Source organism: Ensifer sp. Root142, from assembly GCF_001426785.1.
Classification (GTDB): domain Bacteria; phylum Pseudomonadota; class Alphaproteobacteria; order Rhizobiales; family Rhizobiaceae; genus Ensifer; species Ensifer canadensis.
The window spans coordinates 43,823-68,699 of sequence record NZ_LMFK01000021.1 but is presented as its reverse complement, the minus strand read 5'-3'; the positions used below and the strand labels follow the sequence as shown (position 1 = coordinate 68,699).

The following is a 24,877-nucleotide window of genomic DNA, read 5'->3' as shown; positions in this document are numbered from 1 at the left end:
GTCGATGTTGATGCGCCGGGAGTGTGCATCGGCCTCGAATATATTTCAACATCGATTCCAGATTAAATCATGAAATCTTCGCGACATTATTGCCAATTTTCGTGGGAAATCAATACAGAAATTAAACTATGCATAGTTTTCCGCGATTCATTGGGTAGTTTAGTAGCAAACTAGTTCAATATTTGTAGCAATTTACTACGTATCCCGCTTGCCGGCGCTGGATCAATCTTCCCTGAAGGCGCGATTGAAGCTTTCTGTCAACGGAGACACCAGGTAGTCGATGGCGCGGCGTGCCCTGTGCACGATCAGAACCTCGGCAGGCGCCCCCGGATACAGGCGAACATCGGGATCGGCGGCAAGAGACGCCGCATCGATCTTGGCGCGAGCGGTGAAATAGGAGGCACCCGACTTCTCATCGACCGTCTGGTCCGCGGCAATGTAGGTCACCGCGCCATTGAAGGGCATGCGCGAGCGCTGATTGTAGGCGGTCAGACGGATCTGCGTCGGAGAGCCCACCGATATGCTGTCGATGTCACGAGGGTTGACGCGCATCTCGACGACCAACGGCTCGTCTTCGGGTACGATTTCCATCAGGGGCTGGCCAGGCGTGACAGCACTTCCGGGGGTACGCAGCCAGATGTTGCTGACCACGCCTGCCTGGGGCGAGCGGATTTCCATGCGCCGCAAGACATCCTTTGCCGCAACGATCTGTTCTTCGACATCCGTCAGGTCGATGCGCGCCGTGGTTATCTCACCCGCGATGGTCGATTGAAACTCGCTTTCGATGCCGATCAACGCGAGTTGGGCGCCAGCCCTTGCCTTTTCTGCCTGCGCCTTGTCTCCGGCCAGTTCGCCGCGCGCTCTGGCGAGCTCACTCAGGCGCGTATCGACCTCGATGAGCTTCGCGCGCTGCACGAAGCCCTTCTCGACCAGCGTGGCGATTGCGGTGCGCTGTTCGGTGATGAGGGCGATCTGCCGGTCGGTCGCTTCGAGCTGGATGAGCAGCGATTTTGTCTGTTCGCCATATTCCTCGATCGTTTTCGTCTGAACGTCGACGCGCCCGGCCTTGGCCTCGTGTCGCTTGTCGAAGAAGACATTCTCCGCCTTGATCGCTTCGTCGACGGCGATCTCGCCGGCTTCGCCGAAATTTTTCGGGAAGGCGATTGCGGCTGCACCGTCCTGTTCCGCCTTGAGCCTGGCGAGCCTGGCAATGAGGCCGATGCGACGGCTGGTGAGGGCATTCAAGTTGGAGCGTGCCCGCGTGTCTTCCAAGAGGATGAGCGGCTGACCCACGGCCACCTGTTCGCCCTCCTGAACCAGAAGGCGCCCCATGACGCCTCCTTCGAAATGGCTGATCGTCTTGCGCTTGGAGTCGACGATCACGCTGCCGTTGGCAACGGTCGCGCTGCTGAGTTCCGTCGATACCGCCCATGTGAAGAAGCCGCCGAAGGATACGATGATGGTCGCAAGCCCCGCGACCATCAGGCGGCGAAGCGCGCGTTCGGAATGCGCCTCATCGATATCGGCCAGGGTCGGTGCCGCCTGAGGGGCGATTTTTGCCAGCGGTCTGACAACGGGCTCTGAAGGCTGCGGACGAAGCGGAAGCATCTGTTTGTCGGTCATGCGGAAGCAACCTCGCGCCGAGTTTCGCCGGGCCCAGGCACGGTCGTCAGGATATCCGTTCGCGGCCCAAACTGGCTGATACGACCATTTTCGAGGACAAGAAGCTTGTCGGCGACCTGCATGATCGATGGCCGGTGGGCGATCATGATGACGATGGCACCCTGGTCGCGCATGCGCTGGATCGCACGCACCAGCGCGCGCTCGCCAAGCGAATCGAGGTTGGCATTGGGTTCATCGAGAACGACTAGGCGCGGGCGATTGTAGAGGCAGCGCGCCAGCGCGATGCGCTGCCTTTGTCCACCGGAAAGCGTCAGGTGACCATCGCCGACGGGCGTGTCATAGCCGAGCGGCAGGCGGCCGATCATCTCGTGCACTTCTGCAAGCCGCGCGGCCTCGATGACCTTGTAGGGGTCCCCATCTTCCATTCTGGCAATGTTTTCCCGGATCGTGCCCTCCAGCAGCGATACCGATTGCGGGAGGTATCCGACCGATTCCCCAAAGGACCCGCGCTCCCAAAGATAAGTATTGTGGCCATCGAGAAAGACCCCACCCGAGGTCGGCTTCAAGATGCCGACCAGCAGCCGGGCCAGCGTCGATTTTCCGGCGGCCGACGGGCCGACCACGCCCAGCACTTCGCCGGGGGAAAGCGAGAAGGAAATGCCCTTGATGATCGGAACCTCGACGCCGGGGACGGCGTAAACGAGTTTATCCACAATCATGTCGCCCACGTCGCCGACTGAATGGGGCGTTGGTGTCGTCTGGCGGATTGCCAGATCTTCGCCGATCGCCGCCTCGAGCCGGCGCCAGCCGGCAATGGCAAGCACCCATTGGCGCCAGTTTTCAATGATCGTGTCGAAGGGGATGAGCAGACGGCCGACAAGGATGCTCGAAGCCATCATCGGGCCGGGGGTGATGGCCTGGTCGAGAACCAGCAGGGCGCCGGCGGCGAGCGTGATCACTTGGATCGAATAGCGCAGGCTGCGCGTCAGCGACGCCATCGCCCTGCTCCTGGTTCCTCCGGCCTCAAGAGCGCCCAAAGCGTGGATTTGCAGGCCACGCCAGCGCCTTGCGAGCGCCGGCAACATACCCATCGCCTCGATCGCTTCGGCGTGCCTAAGGGAACCGGCGATCTTCGAGACCGCTTCGACATTCGCCTGGTTGGCCTCTTTGGTGAGCTGGCGCGTCATCAAATCGTTGACCAGTCCGCAGCACACGAGCAACACCACGGACACGACGCCGATCAGGCCGAAAAGCGGATGCAGCAGGAACAGCGCCCCTAGAAAGATCGGGGACCAAGCGGCGTCGAGCGGCGCGACCACAGCCGATGAAGTGAGGAAGCTGCGAAGTTCCGACAGGTCGCGGAGGGATTGGGCGGCGCGAGTAAGCCCCTGGTTCACCGATGCCTGCACCGCCGATGCCAGAACCGGAGCATTCAGTCTTCGCACGATGGCGCTGCCCATCGCTTGGAAAGCAAGGGCTCGGATAAGATCTAGGACCCCATAGACGACCAATGCGCTGATCGCGAGCAGCGTCAGCATGGTGAGCGTATCAAAGCTCTGGCTGTTGAGAACCCTGTCATGAATCTGCAACATGAACAGCGGTATCGTGAGCTGAAGCAGGCTTATGCAGACACTGAGCAATGCGGCGTAAAGTGATACGGAAAGAAACACACGCTTGGCTTGCAATATTAGCAATCTTGGATTGATAATTTCATCCTGGCGCAGAACCCCTAAAATTTGAGCGTTGCTTATCGTCTCGTTCCGAACAGTATCACGCATGGGCAGTAGCCTGAGGTTGACGTTAAAGCCATCCGTGGAGGACGTCTGGCTTTAAAATAGGGTGAAGCGTAGTATTGCTTCGCTATGTGTGGCACAAAATTAAGAGGTAATGCAAGTTCAAGGTAGAGGGGAGGGGATGTTGTAGTCTGATTTACTTCAAGATTTGAAGTAAATTTCGAAATGGAGAGTTGGATGAATGAAAGAGTACTCTATCCGTCCACGGGGATCAAAGATGTGTCGTTGCTCCAGCAGGAGGAGCAGACGTCGAAGGCGGTAGGAGCCCACGATCAAGCCGAAGCCGCGAACGATTGCCGACAGCTGACCTATTTCGAGCTTGCGCGCCTGATGGAGAGGGTGAGCAGGCGGTTTTCCGGTTTGGTGCGCGCCGAGCTGACCAAGCTGCGTGTCGACGACATCGGTCCGGCTCAGGCCATGGTCTTGCTGGCAATCGGCGATGCCGAGCTGTCGGTGGCCGAGCTGCTCGATCGCGGGCACTATGTCGGCTCGAACGTGTCGTACTATCTGAAGCAACTGGCAGATGGCGACTACATCGATCGGGTTGCCTCCCAGCGCGACAAGCGTTCGGCGCGCATCAAGCTTACGGAAAAGGGCCGGCTACTGAGGGCGAACTTGCGCGACGCGGCGATGGCCTACGAGCGGGCGCTCAATCGCGGCCATCAGGATCGCCAGAACCTGGAGACCGCCTTTCAGACCCTGCATCAACTCGAACTCGTCTGGGGCAGCGCGTCACGTTACGACATGTGACCGGGCAGAACCCAATGTGGACGTCATTCAGGTAGCGGATTAGATAGCATGCATGTGGCATTTGTTCATCGGCGCGGCTTCGGCCAGTTCGCCGCGTTGGCGGCTGACCTGGTGCGGTCGGGCAACAGCGTCAGCCTGATCACCGAAACCGTGGATCAAAAGATTCCGTCAGTGCGCGTCATTCGGCACCGGGCCGAGCCCGGGCCGCGCATGTCCGCGGCCATCGCTCGGCACATGGCGGTGCCGGATCACCATGCCCGGATCGGACATCGCGTTGCCGAAACGCTCGATGCGATGACGCGACAGGACATGACGCCGGACATCGTCGTCGGCCACATCGGCTGGGGCAGCATGATGTTCGTCAAGGATGCCCTTCCTCGCGTTCCGGCCCTTGGCTACTGCGAGTTTTTCTATCGGTCGCAGGGGGCCGATATCGGCTTTGCGCCCGACGATCAACCTGACCTGGAAGAGCGCAAGAGATTGCGACTGCGCAACGTCGCGCAATTGCTGTCACTGGAAGCCATGGATGGCGGCATCAGCCCCACCGAATGGCAAAAGAGCCTTTATCCCGCCGATACGCGCGAGCGCATTGCCGTTTGCCACGAAGGTATCGATACCGCGCTGTTCCGCCCCAACGCTTCGGCGTCGGTGCGGCTTCCGGACGGTCGCGTGCTGAAGGCCAATGATCCGCCGGTGGTCACCTTTGTCGCCCGCGATCTTGAGCCCTATCGTGGTTTTCCCCAGGCACTGCAGGCCGCCGCACAGGTCGTGAAGAAGCGCCCTGACACGGTTTTCGTCTTCGTCGGAGGTGACGGAACCAGCTACGGGCCGCCGCCTCCTGGCGGTGGTTCATGGAAATCGCACCTGCTCGCCTCGCTTGACGTGTCGCCTGACAACATCATCTTTCCAGGCGTTGTCCCGCACCACATCCTTCGCCAGCTTTTTCAGGTCTCCGCGGCCCATGTCTACATGACCTATCCGTTCGTGCTTTCCTGGTCCGTGCTCGAGGCCATGGCATGCGGCGCCTTGGTTATCGGATCCGACACGCCTCCGGTTCGCGAAGTCATTCGCTCGGGTCACAACGGTATCCTTGTGCCGTTCTTCGACGCCGACGCGCTCAGTGAAGCAATCCTCGGCGCCGTCAGCAATCCGCAGGCGTCCGTCGGCATGCGGGCGGCAGCGCGAAGGACTGTCGAGCGGCGCTTCCGGCTCGAGGATTGCCTGCTGCGTCAGCGAGACCTCATGACAACGATGACGGGGCGTCCCGCAGCAATGTGACAGTAGCATTTCAATATAATTCAAATATTGAAGTATTTGTTATGTTTATTGTTGGGTGTGCTATGTATTTTGCCGTTGTGCACTGCGAAATTCACTGCTACGTAATCAGCGTGATGAATGGCGATCGACAGTATAGCTGTCGTCGGTTCAGAAACTCCATCGATATGCGTTATCGTTTCTTCTGAGGGCGTTACGTGCAAGAAGTAAGACAATCCGCCATGGGGCCTCGGCTCGGTTTGAAAAAGCTGCTTCTGGCATCGGATCGCGATCGGGCGATGTTGCAGGGCAGCAATGTTGCCCATCTGGTGGACTACGTGGAGGCCGACGGTGGTTCCTTCGACACGTTGAAGGATACGTTTCCGATCGCCGCGGTCGCCTTTTCCGACAAGGCAGAGATGGACCTGAAGAAGGGGCTGGCGCGACTGTCTGCCTTGCGGACGCTTCCGGAGCTGGCGGTCTTGCGTCTTGACCCGGCCAATGTGGCGGAGAGCTCGGCGCTCCTGCGTGCGCTTGCCGAAGACGGCGTCGGTCGGCTCGCCCGATATTCGGCTTCGATCACGTCGGAACTCGCCATGCTGAGGCGTGAGCGCGAAGAACTGTTCGAAAACTATCGCCTTCTGGAAGACGCCTTCCATGCGCGAAACTGGGAGCCGGTTGCCGAAGTCTTTGCCCATGATCCCTTTGCCGATCCGAAGGACGAGGGTGTAGGGCAGCTGTTGAGCAGCGCGTTCATCGAGCAGCTCCTGCCCGTATCGAGCCTCGGGGTCGCCGGCTTTGCGCTTCACTTGCACTCATTGCCGAAGGGCAGTGGAGAGCTCATCGTCACTTTGAACTACCTGGAAAGTGGCGAAGGCGTGGCGGAATGGAATGTTCCCTATGTCGGCCTGGTTTCCGGCTGGAACTTCTTTTCTCTGCCGCGTGCCTGCGGCGGCGCGGCGAGGACACTTCGCCTGCGCGTATCTGCAAGCGGCTCCGACGCGCTTGGCCTTTCGCTCGGGCACCACATCGCCAGCGAGCGCTACTCGGCGCGATCGGAACATCCGCATCCTGACCTTGACCTGCGCCCGCTCGCGTTCCGGGTGTTTACGGGGCTGCCCGGGGTCAAGCCCGCCAGCACCGCGAACATGATCGCTCCCACCAGTTTGCTGGAAGGACAATTCACCGTCGACTACAGGCTGGGGCTCGAGAAGCTCAGCCAGATCACCGACGTTTCGGTGACCCAAATCGTCCCAGATTTCCAGACGATCCGGTTCCTCGAACACGAGCATGCGATCGTCTGCCACCCCCTGCCGACCGGTATCTCAGCCGGGGCGATCAACCGCGCCATTGAGCCTGGCACCGTCTCGTTGTCGGCAAGCGCCATTATCGATCATCCCAAGGGCGCGCCGGCAGCCGTCAGTTTTCTCTTGAGCCCCGCCAGTTCGAACGCGCGCGCCGAAGTCGCCGAGCTCGCGCGCAAGGGTTCGGTGAAACCTTCAACCCTGTTCAGCGGCTGGCGCGAAGTCGGTGCACAGCAATCCATCAGCATCAGTATGCAAATGGACGAGGCAATCCGCGTTCCAATGGATCTGATCATCCTCAGCCGGGCCGTGGATGAGACCGTCGATTTTTGCTGGCTCAAGTTGTCGAGCTTCCGACTGGTAAAGCAGTCGACGGAGGCCCTGAATGCCAGGTAATTCAGAGGCCGATCTCATCGCCATCGCGATGCCGCTTTACGGTCATGCGGCGCTTGTCCTGGAAGCCATCGAATCCGCTCTTGCGTCCGATCTGAACACATCCAGGCTCGCGATCGTGGTTTCGGTCGATGGCGACCCGTGCCACGAAACGTTCGACCAGTTGTTGCTCTATGCTGCGGTCCATCCGTTCATTCACGTGATATTCGGCCGCAACGCGGGGCCAGGTGGTGCCCGCAACCGCGCCATCGACTTCATTCTAGAGCATCTGCCCGAGGCGCGGGCGGTGTATTTCCTCGATGCCGACAATCGTGTTCTGCCTCGCACCATCGAGACGCTCTATGAAAAGCTCAGCAGCAGTGCTTGTGGCTGGGTCTATACCAACATCGATACGTTCTCCGTGTCCTGGCGCGCGCATTACGGCAATCAATATTCGCGACTGGCGCACTGCATCACGGACAACATTTGCGACACGGGATCGCTGATTTCCATCGACGTTTTCCGCGCCGGCGTGCGCTTCAGCGACGACCGGCAGAACGGATTTGAGGACTGGGAATTCTGGTTGTCCTGCATCGAGAATGGCTTCGTCGGGGTGCCATGCCACGACACGGTCTTTGAGTATCGGTTGCGCGCCGAAAGCCGCTTCAAGGAAGCCAACCGGGAACGCGCTACTTCGGTCAGTTACCTCAGAAAACGCCACAAGGCTCTGTATCGCCGGCCGATGCTCGTCGATTTCGAGCATGAGGAAGCGCCGCGCTATCTCTTCGCCCGGACCGAAAATGCGTCGATCTCGCTGTTTACCGATCCGACCAAGGCACCAACCGTGCTTCGGCTGGACGACATCATCCCGGCGTTCTGGGCAAATGTCGGCGAACCCGACAATGCACACTTCCCGCCCTTTCTCGTGGCGGGCAGTGGTTCGGCTTTCGATCTCTTATTGCGCTCGCGCATGCTTCCAAACATTCTCGCCCACCTAGAGCGGTTGAGCGAAAATACCAACGCGTTGTTCGTTCAACTTGCAAATGACGGCGTGAAGCGTGGGATCGAGGCGGTTGCACTACCGGCAGGTTCGCAGAATGTCGGCCCGGCTGACCTTGTTTTCCTTCCGACGCCGCTGGTCAGAGACGTGATCCAGAACAACGCGCTGGAGTGGTTCGCATCGATCGGCAACCAGCAGATCTGGCCGATGGTGACGCTGCTGAAAGTTCGCTTTCCCTTCCCCAAGAGTCTGTCGCGCCGTTCGCTGATCACGCCGCAGCAGATGATGATCAATTGCATCAATGCCATTGCTTCCAGCCCCTTGCGCCATACGGCAGGCAAACGGTGGACATGGCGACCTTCGCGGCTGGTGCCCTATGGCGAGCTATACAAGGAGCTGCGAAGGGAAGTCGGCGGTTCGCCGATCCTGCCGCTCGGACACAGCTCCGGCAAGCGCACTGCGGCTCTGCTGGTGCCGAACGCCTCTTTCGGTGGGGCCGAAAAGGTCATTTATGCTATCGCGCGCGAGCTGAAGCGAACCGGTTTCGAAACACATCTGTTCGTGCTCGGCAGCGCCAAGATGGATGTCATCGACGAATTCGATGCGAGCTTTGATCACATTCACTTCTGGGATGCCGGCATTCCTGCATGGGGCGGGTCGGGCTCATTCCTTGGACAGGATTTCATCGCTGACGGGCATGGAGTCGATTGGCAGGCGTTGAAGGGCCAGCTGTCTGGTTTCGATCTGGTGATCAACAACCATGTCATGGCCGTCCATCCCCTCATCGCCCGGCTGCGTTCCGAGGGAACGCGCACGGCATGCTATCTTCACGTCGTCGACAACACTGCGTTCAAGCGCCCGGCGGGCCAGCCTTTTGCCGCGATAGCCCACGAACATTGCTACGACGCGTTCCTGACCTGCTCCGAGCAGTTGAAGACCTACCTGCACAGTTTTGGCGTGCCGCACGCAAAGGTCTTTGCCGTCTCCAACAGCGCGGGCTTTACGGTGCCACCGAAAGTCCAGGCAGACGTGATCGCCGCCCGACGGCAGCCGCGCGACGATGCGCGCTTGCACGTGCTCTACATGGGGCGGCTTGATCGGCAGAAGGGGATCGACAGGCTGGCGGCCACGTTGTCCGAGCTTCGAGCGAGGAATGTTCCATTCGAGGCGCGTGCCGTCGGTGGGGAGATTCTTGCCGACTCGAGCGTCTCATGGACGGAACGATTGAAGGATCTCTCCGTCGACGTCCGTCCACCGGCCTTCGCCAGCAAGGAACTCATCAAGGCACTGTCCTGGGCGGATGTGCTCGTCATGCCGTCCCGTTGGGAAGGTGCGCCGCTCGCCATCGCCGAGGCACAGCAGCTCGGATGCGTTCCGATTGCCACGGCGGTTGGCGCCGTCGACGAACTCATCATCGACGGCGAAGATGGCGTGCTGATCCATGCGGCGGCCGATCCCGAAGTCGTCAGGTCGATGGCACAGGCCATCGAGGCGGTTGCCCGCAACCCAGACCAACTTGCTCCGCTGATCGAAGGCTGCATCAAGACTGCATCCCGTCGTTCGTGGACATCCTCGTTTTCGCAGTTTCTCGCGTGGTGCGACACCTGGGTCGATAACTCGTCCCAGTCAAGAACGGCCGTCTTTCCAGCGGATCCAGCGGTAGACGCCGGCATCCGGGCGGCCAGTTGAGCCCACGCCGGTATTTCAAGCAGAAAGGTCGATTGCATGCCTGCAAGGATTCTTGTGACCGGTATTCCCGGTCACTACACCCGCCTCGTCAATGGCGCCCACGGTTTGTCTGTCTCCTATGCGGAGCGTCAAAAACAGCCGGAGACGAAAGAGGAGTTTCTGCAGGAGTTGCGCAATATCAGCAACACCGGCAACTACCTCATCGGCGAAGGTGCCCTGCGCGCGCTTTCACCCCACGCCAAGCACGTGCCGTTCTGGCATCTCTATAATTGCGCCAAGAATGGCGTCGGCCTCGACGAATTCAACTCGAACTTCGACATCTGCGTCTTCACCTGCGCCAATCTGCTGCGCAAGGGGCTTTCGGCCGACGCGGAAGCCGATGTGCTCGAGCAGCTCAAGATGCCGATCGTCATGCTCGGCATCGGTCAGCAGAACCGCAAGGACCTGGAGAACAATCTGCCAGAGGGCACGAAGCGGCTGCTGGCCATTCTCAAGGAGCGTGAGCACTTCTTCCTGACGCGCGGCTTCGAGACGGAAGGTTTCCTGAAAGATCAAGGCTTTAACTTCGTGCGGCCGACCGGTTGCCCGTCCGTCTATTTCATGCCCGACAACATGCGGAAATCGCTCAGAAAGCTGCCTGAGGTCGATGTCGGCAAGGCGCGCACCATTTTCTCCGGTTACCTTGGCGGCAACCAGGATACGGTCCTGGATGCCAAGGCTCTGCCTGGCGGCGACAGCGTCCCGCAATATGTGGTCCAGGACGAGTTTCTCCACTTCGACATGAGCGTCGAGCCCAATGGGGAGGGGCGCGTCTACGACACGGCGTCGGGCACCATGGTGGGCAACCTCGCCTATCCCGGCGCCGACAGGCTCGGCAAGCCATTCCAGGTGCGCACCTTCTTCGACACCAACCAGTGGCGAGCCTGGGCTTCGTCGATGGACTTCAATCTGGGTCGCCGTTTCCACGGCTCGATCATTGCCATGCAGGCGGCCGTACCGAGCCTGATGGTCGCGGTGGACGACCGCATGCGCGAAATGCTCGGCTACACCGGATTGCCTGCAGTCGACATCAACGAGATCGACAGCGCCGAGAACCGCAGCGAATTCGTCGCCGACCATCTGGGGAAGCTCAATGCTTCGGAGCTCGTCGACAGATATTCCGATCGGGAGCGCACATTCCGTTCGACTTTGCGGGAAATCGGCATCGGTCACTAGCAGAACTCGGCATCCTCCCAAGCGCTCGTTCAAAGGACAGTTATGCGTATCTTACTTACAGGGATCCCCTCGTATCTGCAGCGCACGATCGGCTCAGTTGCCGGCATGACGGTGCACCATCGCCCCTATTTCGACGAGGTGACGGCGAAGAAGGACTTCCTCTCCCAGGTCAGGCGAATCGCCAATACCGGCAATTATCTGATCGGCGAGGGTGCTGCACAAAGCCTGCGGGGGCACGATGTCACCTATGTGCCCTTCTGGCACCTGGTCAACAATCGCACCTCGGACGATCTCTACGAGCAGGCCAACCGCGAATTCGATATCTGCGTCTTCGCTTCCGCCAACCTGTTGCGGCCCGGATATTCCGCCGATCTCGAAGCCGAGGTTTTCGCCAAGCTGAAGATGCCCGTTGTGGTGATGGGCATCGGCATCCAGCGTAAGGAAGGTCTCAAGGAGTTGCTGCCGGCAGGCACGCTCAAGTTCCTGGACGTGCTCAGGAACAGGGAAAGCTTCTTCCTGACACGCGGCTATTTTACCGCGGAGTTCCTGAGAGAGCAGGGGATGAAATTCGTCAAGCCGACGGGCTGCCCTTCGCTCTATTTCGCCCCGAACGAAATGGTCCGATCGCTCACGGCACTCGCCAATCCGGCCTTGGCGGACGCGCAGAAGATCGCCTTCGGTGGTTACCTCGGCAGCGTCGCCGACACGATCGTCGACGCGCACGCACTACTGGGGCCGAAGTCCGTTGCCAGCTATGTGGTCCAGGACGAGGTCATCGCCTACAATCTTGACCTGCCGGGTGAGGATACGACCCCGGTTTACGATCGCGCCAGTGGACGTATTACCGGGGCGACGCAGTACAAGCACAAGGAGAAGTGGCAGCGCGAACACGAGCTGATCGCCTTCTTCGACACAAACCAATGGCGAGGCTGGACGACGACCAGAGACATGTGTTTCGGCCGTCGATTCCATGGCTGCATCATCGGCATGCAGGCCGGCGTTCCGGCGCTGATGATCGCGGTCGACGACCGCATGCGCGAAATGCTCGAGTTCATCGGCTTCCCCTATATCGAGGCGGCGACCTGGAATCGCGAGGCCGACAAGCGGACCTATCTTTCGAACTTCCTTTCCAAGATCGACGCAGAGGCGGCCGTCGACCGTTATCGCGCCTGTGAGACCAACTTCAGAAATGTGCTCGGCCAGATTGGGATCTGAGCGCGTGGCATGGAAGGTTGCGGCGCGCAAAGTCCTTCTTTGCGCGCTGATTTCGCTTCTTGTCTTCGAGGCCAGATCGGCGATCGCACAGGATCAAAACCCGGCGGCGATCGTCGGGATCAATAGGGTCAATCTCGCTTGGCAGACACCCGACGAGCAGAGAAAAATCCTTGGTGACATCGCCGCGAGCGGCGCAACCCACGTGCGGCTATCCCTGTCGGCCCCGGTAGACAAGAGCATCGACGCGGTCGAGATCGCTCATGGCCTCGGCTTGAAGATCCTGCTGGAGATTCAGCTCGCGAATCCCGACTACTACGCGGACGAGGTTCGTGCTCGAACCGGCTTCGGTCGTATCTGGGACATTCGCCGCCTCTCCGACCTCGATCCGGCGAAGTACCGCGAAAGCCTCAAGGCGGCATTGCGCAGATTGGACGATGCAGGCGTTACGCTGATGGCCGTCGAGCCCGGTAACGAGATCAATTACAGCGCCTACAATGGCGATCTCGTCGTTTATCGAAAACCCGGTGCCGTCACACCGCGCCGTGTCTCCGACATCCGCAACAGGCAGGCCTTCGAGCGAGGACTGGCAACCTATGTGGAGGTTGCCAGGATTACCCGGCAGGAGCTGAAGGCGACGATCCATAGCCGCGACGCGGTGGTCGTTTCTGCCGGCTTGTCCGACATGAGCGCCGGGGAGGCGGATCATAGGGGCATGGAGCGCCTGGACCCGGAAGAAGTGATCACCCTTCTTAAATTGCGTGGGCTCGATGAGTATGTCGACGCCTATGGCATTCACGTCTATCCGGGACGTAAGGCAGGGCCGAAGCTTGCCGGCTATATCCGCGAACTCCTTCGTTTCTGCGGGGCAGGGGACACAGGCAGGCCCTGCTGGATCACCGAATGGGGCGTGGCGAACTCCGCCCGTTCCTGCCCGCTCGACGACCAGAAGCGCACCGGGGCGGTGGCGGCGATACGATCAGTTTTTAGCGACCTCATGTCGTCAGGGCGATTGGAAGCCGCTTTCTATTATGACTGGGATACCAACGCCGGCTACGGTGTCTGGCGATGCGGCCAGCTCAGTTCTGCCGGTATCAAGGCAATCGCTCCGAACTAGCTGACGGCCCTCAATCGGGGCAGCTTGCGCGTGGGGGCGAGGATGGCCCGCATTTTGCAGCAGTTCCAGCGCCCTTCAGGCGTCGTGTCGAGGCATTGTCGCCGCCAGGTTCGGAGAGTTTGCATCCGCCCTACGTTTGGCTCAGGTCGCCGTTGATCCCCGTATCTGCTGGTGCGGGCCGCTAACAGGCGCACTGGTCGCGGCCCGTTACCTTCATACCTCGAAGACTTCCTCGAACGATTCAGGGAAGCTCTGGCGAGCGACCTTTTCGTTGATGACGAGCAAGGCTTCATAGGACACCGGGTCGAAGTCCTTGTCCACAGCCAAGACCTCGCGGCCGAACAGGAGGTTCAGCCGGGCGGCGTCAAGATTGCCACGTTCGAACGGTTCCGCGCCGAAATGATGCCAAAGGGCGTGGAGGAATGCCGCGTCGATGCGGTGCGCTCCCGAGCCCGGCCGGGCATGGCGGGGCAACGCCTTGATCGGCGTTGCCCCCTTTGGATTGGCGCGACGAATCACGAACTGGATGCCTGTACCCGGCATGGCGTAGGGAAATCCCCGGTGTTTCGTCATATCAGGCAGCTTGGCCATTCCACTCTCCTTACGCGGTCTCTTTCTGGGCGATCTTATCCTGCGTCTTCGTGTCGAAGTCGGAGGCATCGTGGCGTTCGTGCAATTGTTCCGACGGATCACCGCTCAGGCGGTTGACCATGCGGCCGCGCTTGACTGCCGGACGCGCCGCGATTTCGGCCGTCCAGCGCTGGACGTGCTTGTAGCTCCCTACATCGAGAAAGGTACCGGCGTCGCCATAGGTCTGGTGAAGGGCCAGGCCGCCATACCAGGGCCAGATGGCCATGTCGGCGATAGTGTATTCGGACCCGGCCATGAACCGATTGCCTTCGAGATGGCGGTCGAGCACGTCGAGCTGACGCTTCACTTCCATGGCGTAGCGGTCGATGGCGTATTTGATGTGCATCGGCGCATAGGCATAGAAATGGCCGAAGCCGCCCCCGAGAAAGGGCGCGGAGCCCATCTGCCAGAACAGCCAGTTGAACGTTTCCGTGCGGGCGCGAAGCTCGGTTGGCAGGAAGGCGCCAAACTTTTCGGCGAGATAGAGCAGGATGGAAGCAGATTCGAAAACGCGAACCGGCGCTCCGCCACCCTTCGGCGCGTGGTCCATCATCGCCGGGATCTTGGAATTCGGATTGGCCTCGACGAAGCCGGAACCGAACTGGTCGCCATCGCCGATGCGGATTGGCCAGGCGTCGTATTCCGCGCCCGAATGGCCGGCAGCCAGAAGCTCTTCCAGCATGATCGTGACCTTCACGCCATTGGGCGTGGCGAGCGAATAGAGCTGCAGCGGATGTTTGCCGACGGGCAACGCCTTGTCATGGGTCGGGCCGGCAATCGGGCGGTTGATGCTGGCAAACGCGCCGCCATTGCCCGCTTCCCAGGTCCAGACCTTAGGAAGTGCATAGCCGGCGGGGAAATTATCGGCGGGGGATTTCTCGGTCATGAAAATTCAACCTTGTCTTCTCGGAAACACGTCACTCTGCCGGGTTTGGCATCTCTCGATATAGGAAAGCAATCACTGTTAATCACGACTTTGAGCGACGAAACCAGAGAGACCGTGCTGGGCGGTTTCCGTCAACCGGACCTGTGCGTTTTTTCTCGGGTTCGATTCCACCCCATCATGGTCGATGATCCAGTAATTTTCCTGCAAAGCTCGCTTGACATTCGTCCATTATACAGGTCAATTCCTGTTTAGCGGATATAAAGTTCGGTATACCGGACGAAGGCGGGGAGGCCTTTTCTACAGATCGCGCAGCGACACCATGTTGCCGGCGGACGAATGCGCCCAGTTGGTGCGTGAACATTCCAGAATACCTGCTCTCACAAGTCAAAACTAAAAAAGGGGGACTTAAATGAGTGAAATTGTATCCATCAATCGTAGAACTGCGCTGAAACTGCTTGGTGCGGGAGGGGCTGTTCTTGCGGCGCCTTACATTATTCGTCCGCGCCCGGCCTGGGCCGACAATGGTGTCCTAAACATCACCACCTATGACAAGTTCCTGCCGCAGGAATTCATCGACAAGTTCCAGAAGGATACCGGTATCGAGGTTCGCATCCGTCTGACCGACGACCAGGGCAAACAGTACAACCTGCTTACCGCCGAGGGTGCCAATCCGTCGACCGATATCGTCACCGTTGCCGGCCACCGCTATTCGCAGTTCATCAGCTCAAAGCTGCTGCAGCCGCTCGACACCGGCAAGATTGCCAACTGGAAGAACCTCAATCCCGCCTATCAGGACGCGCCCTGGGCGCGTGTCGACGGCAATCTGTGGGGTCTGCCAATCCTGGCCGGCTACGAGGGTCTCGCCCGCAACGTCGACTATGTGAAGGAGGCGCCGAGCTGGGAGATCATGTTCGATCCGCAGTTCAAGGGCCAAACCTCCTACATCGTCAGCGATTTCATGACCATCGTCATGCAATATCTCGGCCATGACGGCGACTTCGTCAGCTATGCCGGTAAAGCGGACGTCGCCCAGAAGGCGACCAACGAGGCGCGCGACTTCCTGATCAAGAACAAGGACATGGTTCGCAAGTACTATGATGCCGGGTCTGAAGTGCAGCAGATGTTCATCAACGAGGACATCTATCTGGCCCATTCGTGGTCTGGCCCGGCCGCCAAACTGATCATCGACGGTCATCCGATCCAGCTGTCAGTGCCGAAGGAAGGCACGTTCGGCTTCTGCTACACACTCAATGTCGTCAACAACGCGCCGAACGCAGAGAATGCCTACAAGCTGCTCGACGCCATCCTGGCGAGCCCGGAAGTCGGCGCTGCAATGACCCGCCAGTCGGGCTACAGCTCGACCATGAACGGCGTCGGCGATCTGCTCAACGAACGCGAAAAGCTCGCCTCGACGCTTCCGCAGGAAGAAGTCGAGCGCATCATCTTCTTCTCGTCGGTCAACCGCGACATGAAGAACGAAATGATCGACCGCGCGACCACAGAGGTCAAGGCGGCCTGATCAGGCGGCGCTTCGCATAGCTTGCACCTGTCCCGGAGCGCTTCGGTAAGCTCCGGGACGGCTGCCGGTCTGCTGGCCCCTTCCAGCCAACAACGCGCAAGGACTGACTGCCGGCGACGCCGCGCGGTGCCGGTCGGGCTGCGCCAACCGAGATCGTTCAATGGTGAGTAGCAACACGACAGCCGGATACGGCACGGTGCGCGATGCCCCCGTACCGAAATATTCGACGGGGATAGCCAAGGTGGTCAACTCCGCGCTTTACCGGCACACGCTGGGAGCGGCGGTGGAATCGTGGATCGGTCGCATCATCCTTCTGGCCGGTGTGCCGATGATCTGGCTGATCATGCTGCATGTCGGGCCGATCTATCAGATGCTGAAGATCAGTCTCCTTTCCCATTACCCGGTTCAGTCGGGCGTGGAGTCGCGCTTCACTCTCGACAACTATGCTATCTTCTTCCGCGAGGCGATCTACTTCACGCCGCTGATCAAGAGCTTCATCTTTGCCACTGTCGCGACCGCTGCGACCCTGGTCGTGGTCTATCCTGTTGCCTACTACGTCGCCAAGATCGTCAGGCCCGAGGGACGCTCCAAGGCGCTGCTGTTGTTGCTCGTGCCGTTCTGGGCCGGCGAGCTGATCCGGACGTTTTCGGTGATCATGCTGCTTGCTAACCGCGGCGCCGTGAATGTGCTGCTGCGCGAAATCGGCCTGATCGACCGGCCGATCCCGATGCTTTACACGTCGTTCTCGCTGGGCTTCGGGCTGGTCTACCTGATCTGCCTCTACATGCTGTTGCCGCTTTATTCGGCGATCGAAAAGATCCCGTCGCCGTTGCTGGATGCGGCTGCCGATCTCGGCGCCGGGCCGTTCACGCGCTTCCGCCGGATCATCCTGCCGCTGTCGCGCGATGGCATCGTATCGGGCTGCTGCCTGGTCTTCCTGACATGTATCGGCGTCTTTGCCACCCCGATGCTGCTCGGCGGCCCCAACACCGTGCTGTTTCCCGAAACGATCAGCGGTTTCTTCCATGGTGCCAGCGACAAGTGGCCGGTCGGCGCCGCCTTCGCCCTGATCATGCTGGTGACCGCACTTGTCGCCGCCGCCATCTTCATGCGGCTGGTCGGCGGGCGTAAAAGGAGAGCAATCTAATGCGCAATCTGTTTTCCGATGCCCCGCGCGCATCACTGACCGCGTTCTATTGGGCCTTCATCCTCTATCTGCTTCTGCCGCTCACGCTGATGATGGCCATGAGCTTCAAGGGCGCCAATTTCGTCGCCTTCCCGATCGGGGAGTGGACGTTTGACTGGTACGTCAAGGTGATGCAGGACAAGCAGTTCCTGGAAGCCTGCCTCTATTCCATCATGATCGCGGGAGCGACGACGCTTGCGGCGACAATCCTCGGTGTCTGGATCGCCATGCTGATCGTTGCCGAGGGCGTCCGCGGCCAGGTCATCATCTTCGCGCTCGCCTGTCTGCCGGCGGTCGTCCCGGGCATGATCTCGGCGATCTCACTGCGCATCTTCATCTCGACCATCGACATGCCGACGGGTACGGCGGCCGTCATCCTCGGCCACACCGTGCACGCCGTGCCCTTCGTCGTCGTCATGGCGCTCACCCGCCTGCGCTCGATGCCCGGCAACCTCGTCGATGCGGCACGCGATCTCGGTGCCGACAGCGTCGTTGCCTTCTTCCGCGTGACGCTGCCCTATCTCGGACCGGCGCTGCTCGGTGGCATGATCTTCTGTGTGCTTCTGTCGATCGACGATTTTGTCCGCACCTTCTTCCTTGGCGGCTATCGCCCGACCCTGCCCATGCTGATCTTCGCCAAGGTGCAGGGCGGCATGTCTCCTGAAATCAACGCAATGGCGACGCTTGTCCTCGTGGTTACGGCCGCGGTCGGACTGTACGCCGAACATCTCACCCGCCGCGCGAGGACCCGCTGATGGAACCCGTCGTCCAATTCGACAATGTCAACAAGAGCTACGGCAAGCACGTCGCCGTCGACAACCTGAACCTGAGCATCGAGGCTGGCAAGTTCGTCACCTTGCTCGGACCTTCCGGTTGCGGAAAGTCGACGTCGCTTCGCATGCTTGGCGGTTTCGAAACGCCGACATCCGGCCGCATCCTGCTGAGCGGCAAGGACGTCACCAAGGTTCCGCCCAACAAGCGCAACGTCAACATCGTGTTCCAGGACTATGCGCTATTCCCGCATATGACTGTTGCCAAGAACATTGCCTTCGGCCTCGAGCTGAAGGGCCTCGACAACCAGGCGATTCATCGCCGGGTATCGGAACTTCTGGAACTGGTCCAGCTCCAGGACTATGCCAATCGCCTGCCGGCGGAGCTGTCCGGCGGTCAGCGCCAGCGCGTCGCGCTCATGCGCGCCCTTGCGCCGGATCCGGACGTGCTGCTGCTCGATGAGCCGCTTTCCGCACTCGATGCCAAGCTGCGTCAGCAGATGCAGATCGAGCTCAAGGCCATCCAGGAAAAGACCGGCAAGACCTTCATGTTCGTCACCCACGATCAGGAAGAAGCGTTGACCATGTCCGACACGATCGTGGTCATGAACAAGGGCCGGATCGAGCAGATGGGCGATCCCCACACGCTGTACGGCCGCCCCGGCTCGGTCTTCGTCGCCAACTTCATCGGCGAGACCAACCTGTTGCGCAGTACCGTTGTCGGAACCGAAGGCGATGTCGCGGCTCTCAGCTGGAACGGCATCACCATCACGGCAAACCAAGGCGGGCTTTCGCCGAAGGTCGGCGAGCATCTCTACGTGGTCCTGCGCCCGGAGGCGATCCATTGTTCGGCGAGCGAGCCGACCAGCGGAAACCGCATCAAGGGCAAGATCCGTCAACGGGTGTTCAAGGGCAACCACACCTCGCTGATGGTCGAAGTCGGCGCGGGCACCTTGCTCAACACCCTTGTGCATCCAAGCGATGTCGCGCAACTTAACGGCGAGGACATCTGGGTCGGTTGGAAGCCCGAGACGGCGACGGTCATTCCCGACCGGCACGCTCACAACTAATCAACCAACGGCGCGCATCGCATTGGTGCGGGTCCTAAGCAGGCAAGGCGGCCAATGCGAACCCCAAGTTCCATCGGCCGACGGAGGTGAACCATGGCTTATAACGTAGAGACACCGATCCCATCGGCGGCGACGAGCCTGCTGGAGCTGGAACAGCGTGTCCGCGACGATCTTGCCTGCCTGTGCTATCCGCCGGCAAACTGGGTTGTGCCCACCGCCTCTGATGAACAGGTCCATGACGTCGTCGTCATCGGTGGCGGCATGTGCGGCCTGGTCGCCAGTTTCGCTCTGATCGGCGCCGGCATTCAGAATATCCGCATCTTCGATCGCAGCGAGGAGGGCCTCGAAGGGCCATGGCTGACCTATGCGCGCATGGAGACTCTGCGTTCGCCCAAGCAACTAACCGGCCCGGCCTATGGCATGGCCTCGCTCACCTTCCGCGCCTGGCACGTTGCCCAGTTCGGCAATGACTCATGGGCCAAGCTCGACAAGATCCCCCGCCCGATGTGGATGGAGTATCTACGCTGGTACCGCAAGGTGCTCGATCTGCCGGTCGAAAACGGCGTCGAGGTCAAGGCGATCCAGCCCGAGGGCGCTTTCATGCGGTTGACGATAACAGGCAAGGGCGCGCGGGAAACGTCGGTGTTTACCCGGAAGGTGGTGATGGCAACCGGCCGCGACGGCATGGGGCATCCCAGCATTCCCGACTTCGTCGGCGATCTGCCGGAGAAATACTGGGCGCATTCCTCCCACGAGATCGACTTTGCTGCCCTCAGCGGCAAACGGGTCGTGGTTGTCGGAGTCGGCGCATCGGCGGTCGACAACGCCGCCGAGGCGCTGGAAGCGGGGGCTGCCGAAGTCCGCCATCTCATCCGACGCAAGGAAATGCCCTGCATCAACAAACTGATGGGTATCGGCTCGTTCGGCTTCACCGCTGCGTTCCCGCAGCTGGGTGACGCCAGGCGGTGGCAGATCATGAACTACTCGCTGCGCACCCAGACGCCGGCGCCGCGTGGGTCGACGATGCGCGTCAGCCGCCATCCCAACGCCTATTTCCATTTTGACGCCGCCGTCGAAAGTGTCGAACTCGACGGCGACGAAATCGTCATCGAGACGTCGCAAGGCAAGTCGGTCCGCGCGGATTTCCTTATCCTCGGCACCGGCTTTGGGGTCGATCCGCTGGCGCGCAAGGAACTCGACGGCTACGCCGACAAGATCCTTTTGTGGCAGGACCGCTTCACGCCGCCAGCGCGCGAGGAAAATGATCAGCTCGGCCGGTTCCCCTATCTCGCCGACGATTTCAGTTTCCTCGAGCGCGTACCAGGCCAGGCGCCGTGGCTTGCCAACATCCACAGCTTCAACTCGGGCGCTGCCGCCAGCCTCGGCAAGGTGAGTGGCGACATTCCGGGCATCAGCGAAGGCGCGTCGTGGCTGGTGCGGGAGATCGCCGCCAAGCTCTACTCAGAGAATTTCGACCAATATTGGCAGCGTTTACTTGACTACGACACGCCCGAATTGCGCGGCGACGAATGGACGGCATCGCCCTTGCCGGACAGCGTAGCGGTCAACGATCGCAAGCAGGCATAGGAGGATCACATGGCTGAAAACGAGGACGTGATTGCCGCGATCGTCGGCATCGAGCCCGGCAGCGCGATGGCCGGCGTGCTATCGGCGCGCGCGGACATCATGGCGCTTACCCAGAAGACACATGACAGTGCGCTGACGCCGGAAAATTCCGGTGGCCTGTCGCATGCCGAGCGCGCAGCACTTGCCTGGCGCATTGCAAAGATCAATGACCATAAAGCCTTCGAGGATCATTTCGAGGCTTTGCTGGAAAAAGCCGGTGCGCCCGACGCCGCTGCCCGGATGGCCGATATCTGGTTCGATGGTGGCAGCGATATCCGTGCCAAGGCGCTGATCCGCCACGTCGACCTGGTGGCGCATGCGCCGAAGCAGGCAACCCGCCACGACATCGAATTGTTGCAGGAAGCGGGTCTTGCCGATGACGACATCGTGCGGCTTTCAGAACTCGTCGCCTTCGTCAGCTACCAGATCAGGGTTGCCGTCGGCCTTGAGTTGATGAGGGGGTTGGCATGAGCGAGATCGTGCACGACTTCACCACCGATATCCCGGTCTGGAAGCCTTATGTGACCCCGCTCAAGCTGGCGGACGCGAGCGCCGAGCAGCTCGAAGCGCTCAAGGTCACGCCATCCAATACCAAGGTTTCTGACTACGTGCTGGTGCTGGCGCACGACGTCGAAACGCTGACGCACAGAAGCCCGCTCTTCAACGGTGTCATGTATAATAGTGGCGGCCTGTCACGCGCCGAGCGCGAGATCGGGGCCGTCGGTGCTTCCATCGTCAACCGTTGCGTCTACTGTGCGGCCGTTCATGCCAGTCGCTACAACCAGTTGACCAAAAGTACCGATGTGATTGCATCCATTTTTGCCGATGGCGTCGATGCCGAGATCGAGCCGCGGTTGAAGGCGATCTTGAAGTTTGCGGTCAAGCTTTCGAAATGCCCGTCCGAAGCAAGCGCCGATGATATGGCGGCGCTGGTGGAGGCCGGTTTAGGTAAGGAGGAAATCCTCGATCTCATCCTGTCCACGTCTCTGTTCGGCTGGGCCAACCGGCTTATGCATACGCTCGGCGAACCGATCAGGGAATGACAGGAGGAGACGCTCACTCGATTGGCAAAGAGGGACAAGCCATGGTGTTGGTCAGCCCGCCCGAGATCGGGCCGCGCTTGCAGGCATATCGAAAAGAGTTGAATCTGACACTCGCCGAACTGGCTGCAATGTCCGGCGTATCGCGCTCCATGCTGTCGGAGATTGAGCGCGGTAATGCCAACCCGACCTACGGAACGCTGTGGCATCTGACGCGTGCGCTCAAGATCGACCTCAACAGTCTGGTCAGCGGCGCAAGCGAAGAGCGCGGCGATTCCATCATCGACCTCCAGCCGGGAAACCTGACGCCGACCATCCGCAGTGCGGACGGCAGTTGCACGCTGCAGATCCTGTCCCCGGCCAGCATGGTGTCGCTGATCGAATGGTATCTGCTGAGTTTTGAGGCTGAAGGGGAACTGGTGAGCGACCCGCATGGGGCAGGCACCGTTGAGCATCTGCACTGCACCAAGGGTGAGATCGTGGTGCGCAGCGCAGGCAACACCATGATCGTTCGGGCCGGAGAAACGGCGCGCTATGCCGCCGACGTCCCCCATTCGCTGACAAGCGTCGGTCCTGTCGGGGCGGGGGCATTCCTGGTGGTTGCGTCCGGCGATGTCGGGCCGAACACGCCGAGAACGGCGATACGTCCGAAATAACGATCGGCCAGCGGGCCGAATTCATGAGCAGAAAAGGGAATGATAATGCGGGTAGGAATAGTCGGGGCGGGTTCGATCGCTTTTGGAACGGCGGCGCTTGTTGAGCAGCAGGGCCACGAGGTGACCTTGTGGTCGCCATCCGGCGAACGGACGCGTGCCTTGGCCAGCGGCCAGGCGCTGGTTGCGGAAGGCGCGATCAAGGGCACCTTCCATCTGGCCGTTGCCACCAGCGCAAAGGACCTTGTTGCCCGTGCCGAAGCGCTCGTCATCGCGCTGCCGGCCTATGGCCACAAGACTGTACTGGACGCCATCGCACCCCATATCACGCCGGGGCAAATCGTCATCTTCAGTTCGCACGCCTCCTTTGGTGCGCTTTATCTCTCCCGCCTGCTGGCAGCGCGCGGCGTTACTGTCCCGATCGTCGCTTGGGGCACGACAGCTGTGTCGGGCAGGCAGTTGAGCCCGACCTCGGTCAATGTGAACACGATCCGCAAGCAGGTCGATCTCGCGACGGTGCCGGCATCCGAGAGCGCCAAGGGGCTCTCGATCTGCCAGTCCTTGTTCGGCGACCGTTTCCTCGACCGCGGCAGCCTGATGGCGATCGCGCTTTCCAACCTCAATCCGCAGAACCATATGGGCATCGCGCTCGGCAACATGACCCGCATGGAGCGCGGCGAAAGTTGGAGCCAGGGCCAGAACGTGACGCCGAACGTCGGACGCCTTCTTGAGGATCTCGACCGGGAGCGCATCGCCATCGCCAGCAAGCTCGGACTTGAGGTGCGCAATATCTTTCAGCACTTTCATCTGTCATTCCACGTGCCGATGAGCTCCATCTCCCAGATGAATCAGGAGATGCACGAAGCCGGCAATGGCGGCAGCGGCCCGACCACCGCCGATAGCCGCTACGTGACGGAAGACGTGCCCTTCGGTCTGGTCATGACGGCGAAGATCGGCCGTCTCGCAGGCCATCCCGCGGAACTGCACGAGGCGGGTATCCGAATTTTCTCGGCGATGTATGGCCGTGATTTCACCGCGGAGAACGACCTTCTGACGGCCCTTGATCTCGACGCTATGTCGCTGGACGAGCTCAAGGAGCTGTGCCGCAACGGGTTTGCCGCGGCCGCCTGACTTCAGTCCTGATTGCCCGCTTTCACGCGCTCGCGGCAGCCAGCCCGCCGATCGTGCGTGAAGGCCGGGCGATTGTGGCAACCGATCGGGCAACAGCCCGGTCCTCGTTGTTCAATATGGAATTCCCAGTGCTGCGACACGGAAGTGTGTCGCCGGCAAGAGTGAGGCTTTACCCCGCCATGACCAATGCTTTTCTTTCCCACCTCCGCTCCGAACTCGATGGCTTGAAATCATCCGGTCTCTACAAGTCGGAGCGGGTGATCGTCTCGAAACAGGCGGGCGAGATCGAGGTTGCCTCGGGCGAGCGGGTGCTGAACTTCTGCGCCAACAACTATCTCGGCCTGGCCGACAATGCGGAACTGACTGAAGCCGGCAAAAAGGCGCTCGACCGGTACGGCTACGGCATGGCCTCGGTGCGCTTCATCTGCGGCACCCAGGAAGAGCACAAGCAACTGGAGGCGCGCATCTCCGCCTTCCTCGGCCTGGAAGACTCGATCCTTTATTCCTCCTGTTTCGACGCCAATGGCGGCCTGTTCGAGACGCTGCTGGGCGAAGAGGACGCGATCATCTCCGACGCCTTGAACCACGCCNCACGCCTCGATCATCGACGGCGTGCGCCTCTCCAAGGCCAAGCGCTTCCGCTATGCCAACAACGACATGGCGGCGCTGGAGGAAGAGCTGAAGAAGGCCCAAGGCAGTCGCTTCAAGCTGATCGCCACCGACGGCGTGTTCTCGATGGACGGCATCATCGCCAATCTCGGGGGCGTCTGTGACCTCGCCGAGAAGTATGGCGCCATGGTCATGGTCGATGACAGCCATGCGGTCGGCTTCGTCGGCAGGAACGGTCGCGGCTCGGCCGAACATTGCGGTGTCGAGGGCCGCGTCGACATCATCACCGGCACGCTCGGCAAGGCGCTCGGCGGCGCCTCGGGCGGTTACACGTCGGCCAAGGCCGAGGTTGTCGACTGGCTGCGCCAGCGCTCGCGGCCCTATCTGTTTTCCAACACGCTGGCGCCGGTGATTGCCGCCGCCTCGCT

20 protein-coding genes and 2 pseudogenes are annotated in these 24,877 nt (G+C 60.6%); 18 read left to right on the top strand and 4 right to left on the bottom strand.

Going from position 1 to position 24,877, the window contains the following annotated elements:
• Positions 1-222: 222 nt before the first annotated feature.
• Positions 223-1,623 carry an HlyD family type I secretion periplasmic adaptor subunit gene (locus ASD52_RS20680; protein ID WP_057225407.1) on the bottom strand — a complete coding sequence of 467 codons (1,401 nt, stop codon included), beginning with the start codon at positions 1,621-1,623 and terminating at the stop codon, positions 223-225.
• Positions 1,620-3,401 carry a type I secretion system permease/ATPase gene (locus ASD52_RS20675; protein WP_057217265.1) on the bottom strand — a complete coding sequence of 594 codons (1,782 nt, stop codon included), beginning with the start codon at positions 3,399-3,401 and terminating at the stop codon, positions 1,620-1,622. The genes ASD52_RS20680 and ASD52_RS20675 overlap by 4 nt, the downstream gene beginning before the upstream one ends.
• Positions 3,402-3,593: 192 nt before the next feature.
• Between ASD52_RS20675 and ASD52_RS20670 the strand changes: the two genes are divergently transcribed.
• The 7 genes from ASD52_RS20670 (at position 3,594) to ASD52_RS20640 (ending at position 13,329) form a co-directional block, all read left to right on the top strand.
• Complete coding sequence (locus ASD52_RS20670; protein WP_057217263.1) at positions 3,594-4,166, top strand: MarR family transcriptional regulator; 573 nt, start codon at positions 3,594-3,596, stop codon at positions 4,164-4,166.
• Between the two features lie 48 nt (positions 4,167-4,214).
• Positions 4,215-5,444 (top strand): glycosyltransferase family 4 protein, encoded by a 1,230-nt coding sequence (locus ASD52_RS20665; protein WP_057221336.1) that lies wholly within the window; start codon positions 4,215-4,217, stop codon positions 5,442-5,444.
• A gap of 218 nt (positions 5,445-5,662) precedes the next feature.
• A complete protein-coding gene (locus ASD52_RS20660) occupies positions 5,663-7,120 on the top strand; it encodes a DUF6212 domain-containing protein (RefSeq protein WP_156613005.1) in 1,458 nt (485 codons plus the stop codon).
• Positions 7,110-9,785 carry a glycosyltransferase gene (locus ASD52_RS20655; RefSeq protein WP_057225403.1) on the top strand — a complete coding sequence of 892 codons (2,676 nt, stop codon included), beginning with the start codon at positions 7,110-7,112 and terminating at the stop codon, positions 9,783-9,785. The genes ASD52_RS20660 and ASD52_RS20655 overlap by 11 nt, the downstream gene beginning before the upstream one ends.
• Before the next feature lie 36 nt (positions 9,786-9,821).
• Positions 9,822-11,000, top strand: coding sequence for a polysaccharide pyruvyl transferase family protein (locus ASD52_RS20650; RefSeq protein WP_057217255.1), 1,179 nt, complete (start codon positions 9,822-9,824; stop codon positions 10,998-11,000).
• Between the two features lie 42 nt (positions 11,001-11,042).
• Positions 11,043-12,215, top strand: coding sequence for a polysaccharide pyruvyl transferase family protein (locus ASD52_RS20645; RefSeq protein ID WP_057217254.1), 1,173 nt, complete (start codon positions 11,043-11,045; stop codon positions 12,213-12,215).
• The gene (locus tag ASD52_RS20640; protein ID WP_057225401.1) at positions 12,190-13,329 is read left to right on the top strand and encodes a hypothetical protein; all 1,140 of its coding nucleotides are present in this window, start codon (positions 12,190-12,192) and stop codon (positions 13,327-13,329) included. The genes ASD52_RS20645 and ASD52_RS20640 overlap by 26 nt, the downstream gene beginning before the upstream one ends.
• A 213-nt stretch (positions 13,330-13,542) precedes the next feature.
• Here the strand turns inward: ASD52_RS20640 and ASD52_RS20635 are convergent, their stop codons facing one another.
• Both ASD52_RS20635 and yghU read right to left on the bottom strand, forming a co-directional pair.
• On the bottom strand, positions 13,543-13,920 hold the full coding sequence (locus tag ASD52_RS20635) for a hypothetical protein (RefSeq protein WP_057225399.1): 378 nt from the start codon (positions 13,918-13,920) through the stop codon (positions 13,543-13,545).
• A 10-nt stretch (positions 13,921-13,930) separates the two neighbouring features.
• Positions 13,931-14,845, bottom strand: coding sequence for a glutathione-dependent disulfide-bond oxidoreductase (gene yghU / locus ASD52_RS20630; RefSeq protein ID WP_025431405.1), 915 nt, complete (start codon positions 14,843-14,845; stop codon positions 13,931-13,933).
• A gap of 409 nt (positions 14,846-15,254) precedes the next feature.
• Between yghU and ASD52_RS20625 the strand changes: the two genes are divergently transcribed.
• The 11 genes and pseudogenes from ASD52_RS20625 to ASD52_RS40215 all read left to right on the top strand — a co-directional run.
• Positions 15,255-16,364, top strand: a complete 1,110-nt coding sequence (locus ASD52_RS20625) for an extracellular solute-binding protein (RefSeq protein WP_057208311.1) — start codon at positions 15,255-15,257, stop codon at positions 16,362-16,364.
• 160 nt (positions 16,365-16,524) lie between these two features.
• A complete protein-coding gene (locus tag ASD52_RS20620) occupies positions 16,525-17,511 on the top strand; it encodes an ABC transporter permease (RefSeq protein WP_057225397.1) in 987 nt (328 codons plus the stop codon).
• Positions 17,511-18,305, top strand: a complete 795-nt coding sequence (locus tag ASD52_RS20615; protein WP_025431402.1) for an ABC transporter permease — start codon at positions 17,511-17,513, stop codon at positions 18,303-18,305. Before ASD52_RS20620 ends, ASD52_RS20615 begins: the two co-directional genes overlap by 1 nt.
• The gene (locus tag ASD52_RS20610; protein WP_057217248.1) at positions 18,305-19,390 is read left to right on the top strand and encodes an ABC transporter ATP-binding protein; all 1,086 of its coding nucleotides are present in this window, start codon (positions 18,305-18,307) and stop codon (positions 19,388-19,390) included. Before ASD52_RS20615 ends, ASD52_RS20610 begins: the two co-directional genes overlap by 1 nt.
• 93 nt (positions 19,391-19,483) lie before the next feature.
• Entirely contained in the window at positions 19,484-20,977 is a 1,494-nt protein-coding gene (locus ASD52_RS20605) for an NAD(P)/FAD-dependent oxidoreductase (protein WP_057225395.1), read from the top strand.
• A gap of 9 nt (positions 20,978-20,986) precedes the next feature.
• Complete coding sequence (locus tag ASD52_RS20600; protein WP_057225393.1) at positions 20,987-21,487, top strand: hypothetical protein; 501 nt, start codon at positions 20,987-20,989, stop codon at positions 21,485-21,487.
• Positions 21,484-22,059 (top strand): peroxidase-related enzyme, encoded by a 576-nt coding sequence (locus tag ASD52_RS20595; RefSeq protein ID WP_057221342.1) that lies wholly within the window; start codon positions 21,484-21,486, stop codon positions 22,057-22,059. The genes ASD52_RS20600 and ASD52_RS20595 overlap by 4 nt, the downstream gene beginning before the upstream one ends.
• Before the next feature lie 41 nt (positions 22,060-22,100).
• Positions 22,101-22,712 carry an XRE family transcriptional regulator gene (locus ASD52_RS20590; RefSeq protein WP_063978369.1) on the top strand — a complete coding sequence of 204 codons (612 nt, stop codon included), beginning with the start codon at positions 22,101-22,103 and terminating at the stop codon, positions 22,710-22,712.
• 45 nt (positions 22,713-22,757) lie between these two features.
• A complete protein-coding gene (locus tag ASD52_RS20585; RefSeq protein WP_200954066.1) occupies positions 22,758-23,840 on the top strand; it encodes an NAD/NADP octopine/nopaline dehydrogenase family protein in 1,083 nt (360 codons plus the stop codon).
• 179 nt (positions 23,841-24,019) lie between these two features.
• Positions 24,020-24,430 (top strand): annotated as a pseudogene (locus ASD52_RS40220) (aminotransferase class I/II-fold pyridoxal phosphate-dependent enzyme); the annotation flags it as partial.
• 1 nt (position 24,431) lies between these two features.
• A pseudogene (locus ASD52_RS40215) lies at positions 24,432-24,877 on the top strand (aminotransferase class I/II-fold pyridoxal phosphate-dependent enzyme); the annotation flags it as partial.

Coding starts and splice junctions, on each gene's coding strand:
- ASD52_RS20680 (WP_057225407.1), bottom strand. CDS start 1,623: ATGACCGACAAACAGATGCTTCCGCTTCGTCCGCAGCCTTCAGAGCCC.
- ASD52_RS20675 (WP_057217265.1), bottom strand. CDS start 3,401: ATGCGTGATACTGTTCGGAACGAGACGATAAGCAACGCTCAAATTTTA.
- ASD52_RS20670 (WP_057217263.1), top strand. CDS start 3,594: ATGAATGAAAGAGTACTCTATCCGTCCACGGGGATCAAAGATGTGTCG.
- ASD52_RS20665 (WP_057221336.1), top strand. CDS start 4,215: ATGCATGTGGCATTTGTTCATCGGCGCGGCTTCGGCCAGTTCGCCGCG.
- ASD52_RS20660 (WP_156613005.1), top strand. CDS start 5,663: ATGGGGCCTCGGCTCGGTTTGAAAAAGCTGCTTCTGGCATCGGATCGC.
- ASD52_RS20655 (WP_057225403.1), top strand. CDS start 7,110: ATGCCAGGTAATTCAGAGGCCGATCTCATCGCCATCGCGATGCCGCTT.
- ASD52_RS20650 (WP_057217255.1), top strand. CDS start 9,822: ATGCCTGCAAGGATTCTTGTGACCGGTATTCCCGGTCACTACACCCGC.
- ASD52_RS20645 (WP_057217254.1), top strand. CDS start 11,043: ATGCGTATCTTACTTACAGGGATCCCCTCGTATCTGCAGCGCACGATC.
- ASD52_RS20640 (WP_057225401.1), top strand. CDS start 12,190: ATGTGCTCGGCCAGATTGGGATCTGAGCGCGTGGCATGGAAGGTTGCG.
- ASD52_RS20635 (WP_057225399.1), bottom strand. CDS start 13,920: ATGGCCAAGCTGCCTGATATGACGAAACACCGGGGATTTCCCTACGCC.
- yghU (WP_025431405.1), bottom strand. CDS start 14,845: ATGACCGAGAAATCCCCCGCCGATAATTTCCCCGCCGGCTATGCACTT.
- ASD52_RS20625 (WP_057208311.1), top strand. CDS start 15,255: ATGAGTGAAATTGTATCCATCAATCGTAGAACTGCGCTGAAACTGCTT.
- ASD52_RS20620 (WP_057225397.1), top strand. CDS start 16,525: ATGGTGAGTAGCAACACGACAGCCGGATACGGCACGGTGCGCGATGCC.
- ASD52_RS20615 (WP_025431402.1), top strand. CDS start 17,511: ATGCGCAATCTGTTTTCCGATGCCCCGCGCGCATCACTGACCGCGTTC.
- ASD52_RS20610 (WP_057217248.1), top strand. CDS start 18,305: ATGGAACCCGTCGTCCAATTCGACAATGTCAACAAGAGCTACGGCAAG.
- ASD52_RS20605 (WP_057225395.1), top strand. CDS start 19,484: ATGGCTTATAACGTAGAGACACCGATCCCATCGGCGGCGACGAGCCTG.
- ASD52_RS20600 (WP_057225393.1), top strand. CDS start 20,987: ATGGCTGAAAACGAGGACGTGATTGCCGCGATCGTCGGCATCGAGCCC.
- ASD52_RS20595 (WP_057221342.1), top strand. CDS start 21,484: ATGAGCGAGATCGTGCACGACTTCACCACCGATATCCCGGTCTGGAAG.
- ASD52_RS20590 (WP_063978369.1), top strand. CDS start 22,101: ATGGTGTTGGTCAGCCCGCCCGAGATCGGGCCGCGCTTGCAGGCATAT.
- ASD52_RS20585 (WP_200954066.1), top strand. CDS start 22,758: ATGCGGGTAGGAATAGTCGGGGCGGGTTCGATCGCTTTTGGAACGGCG.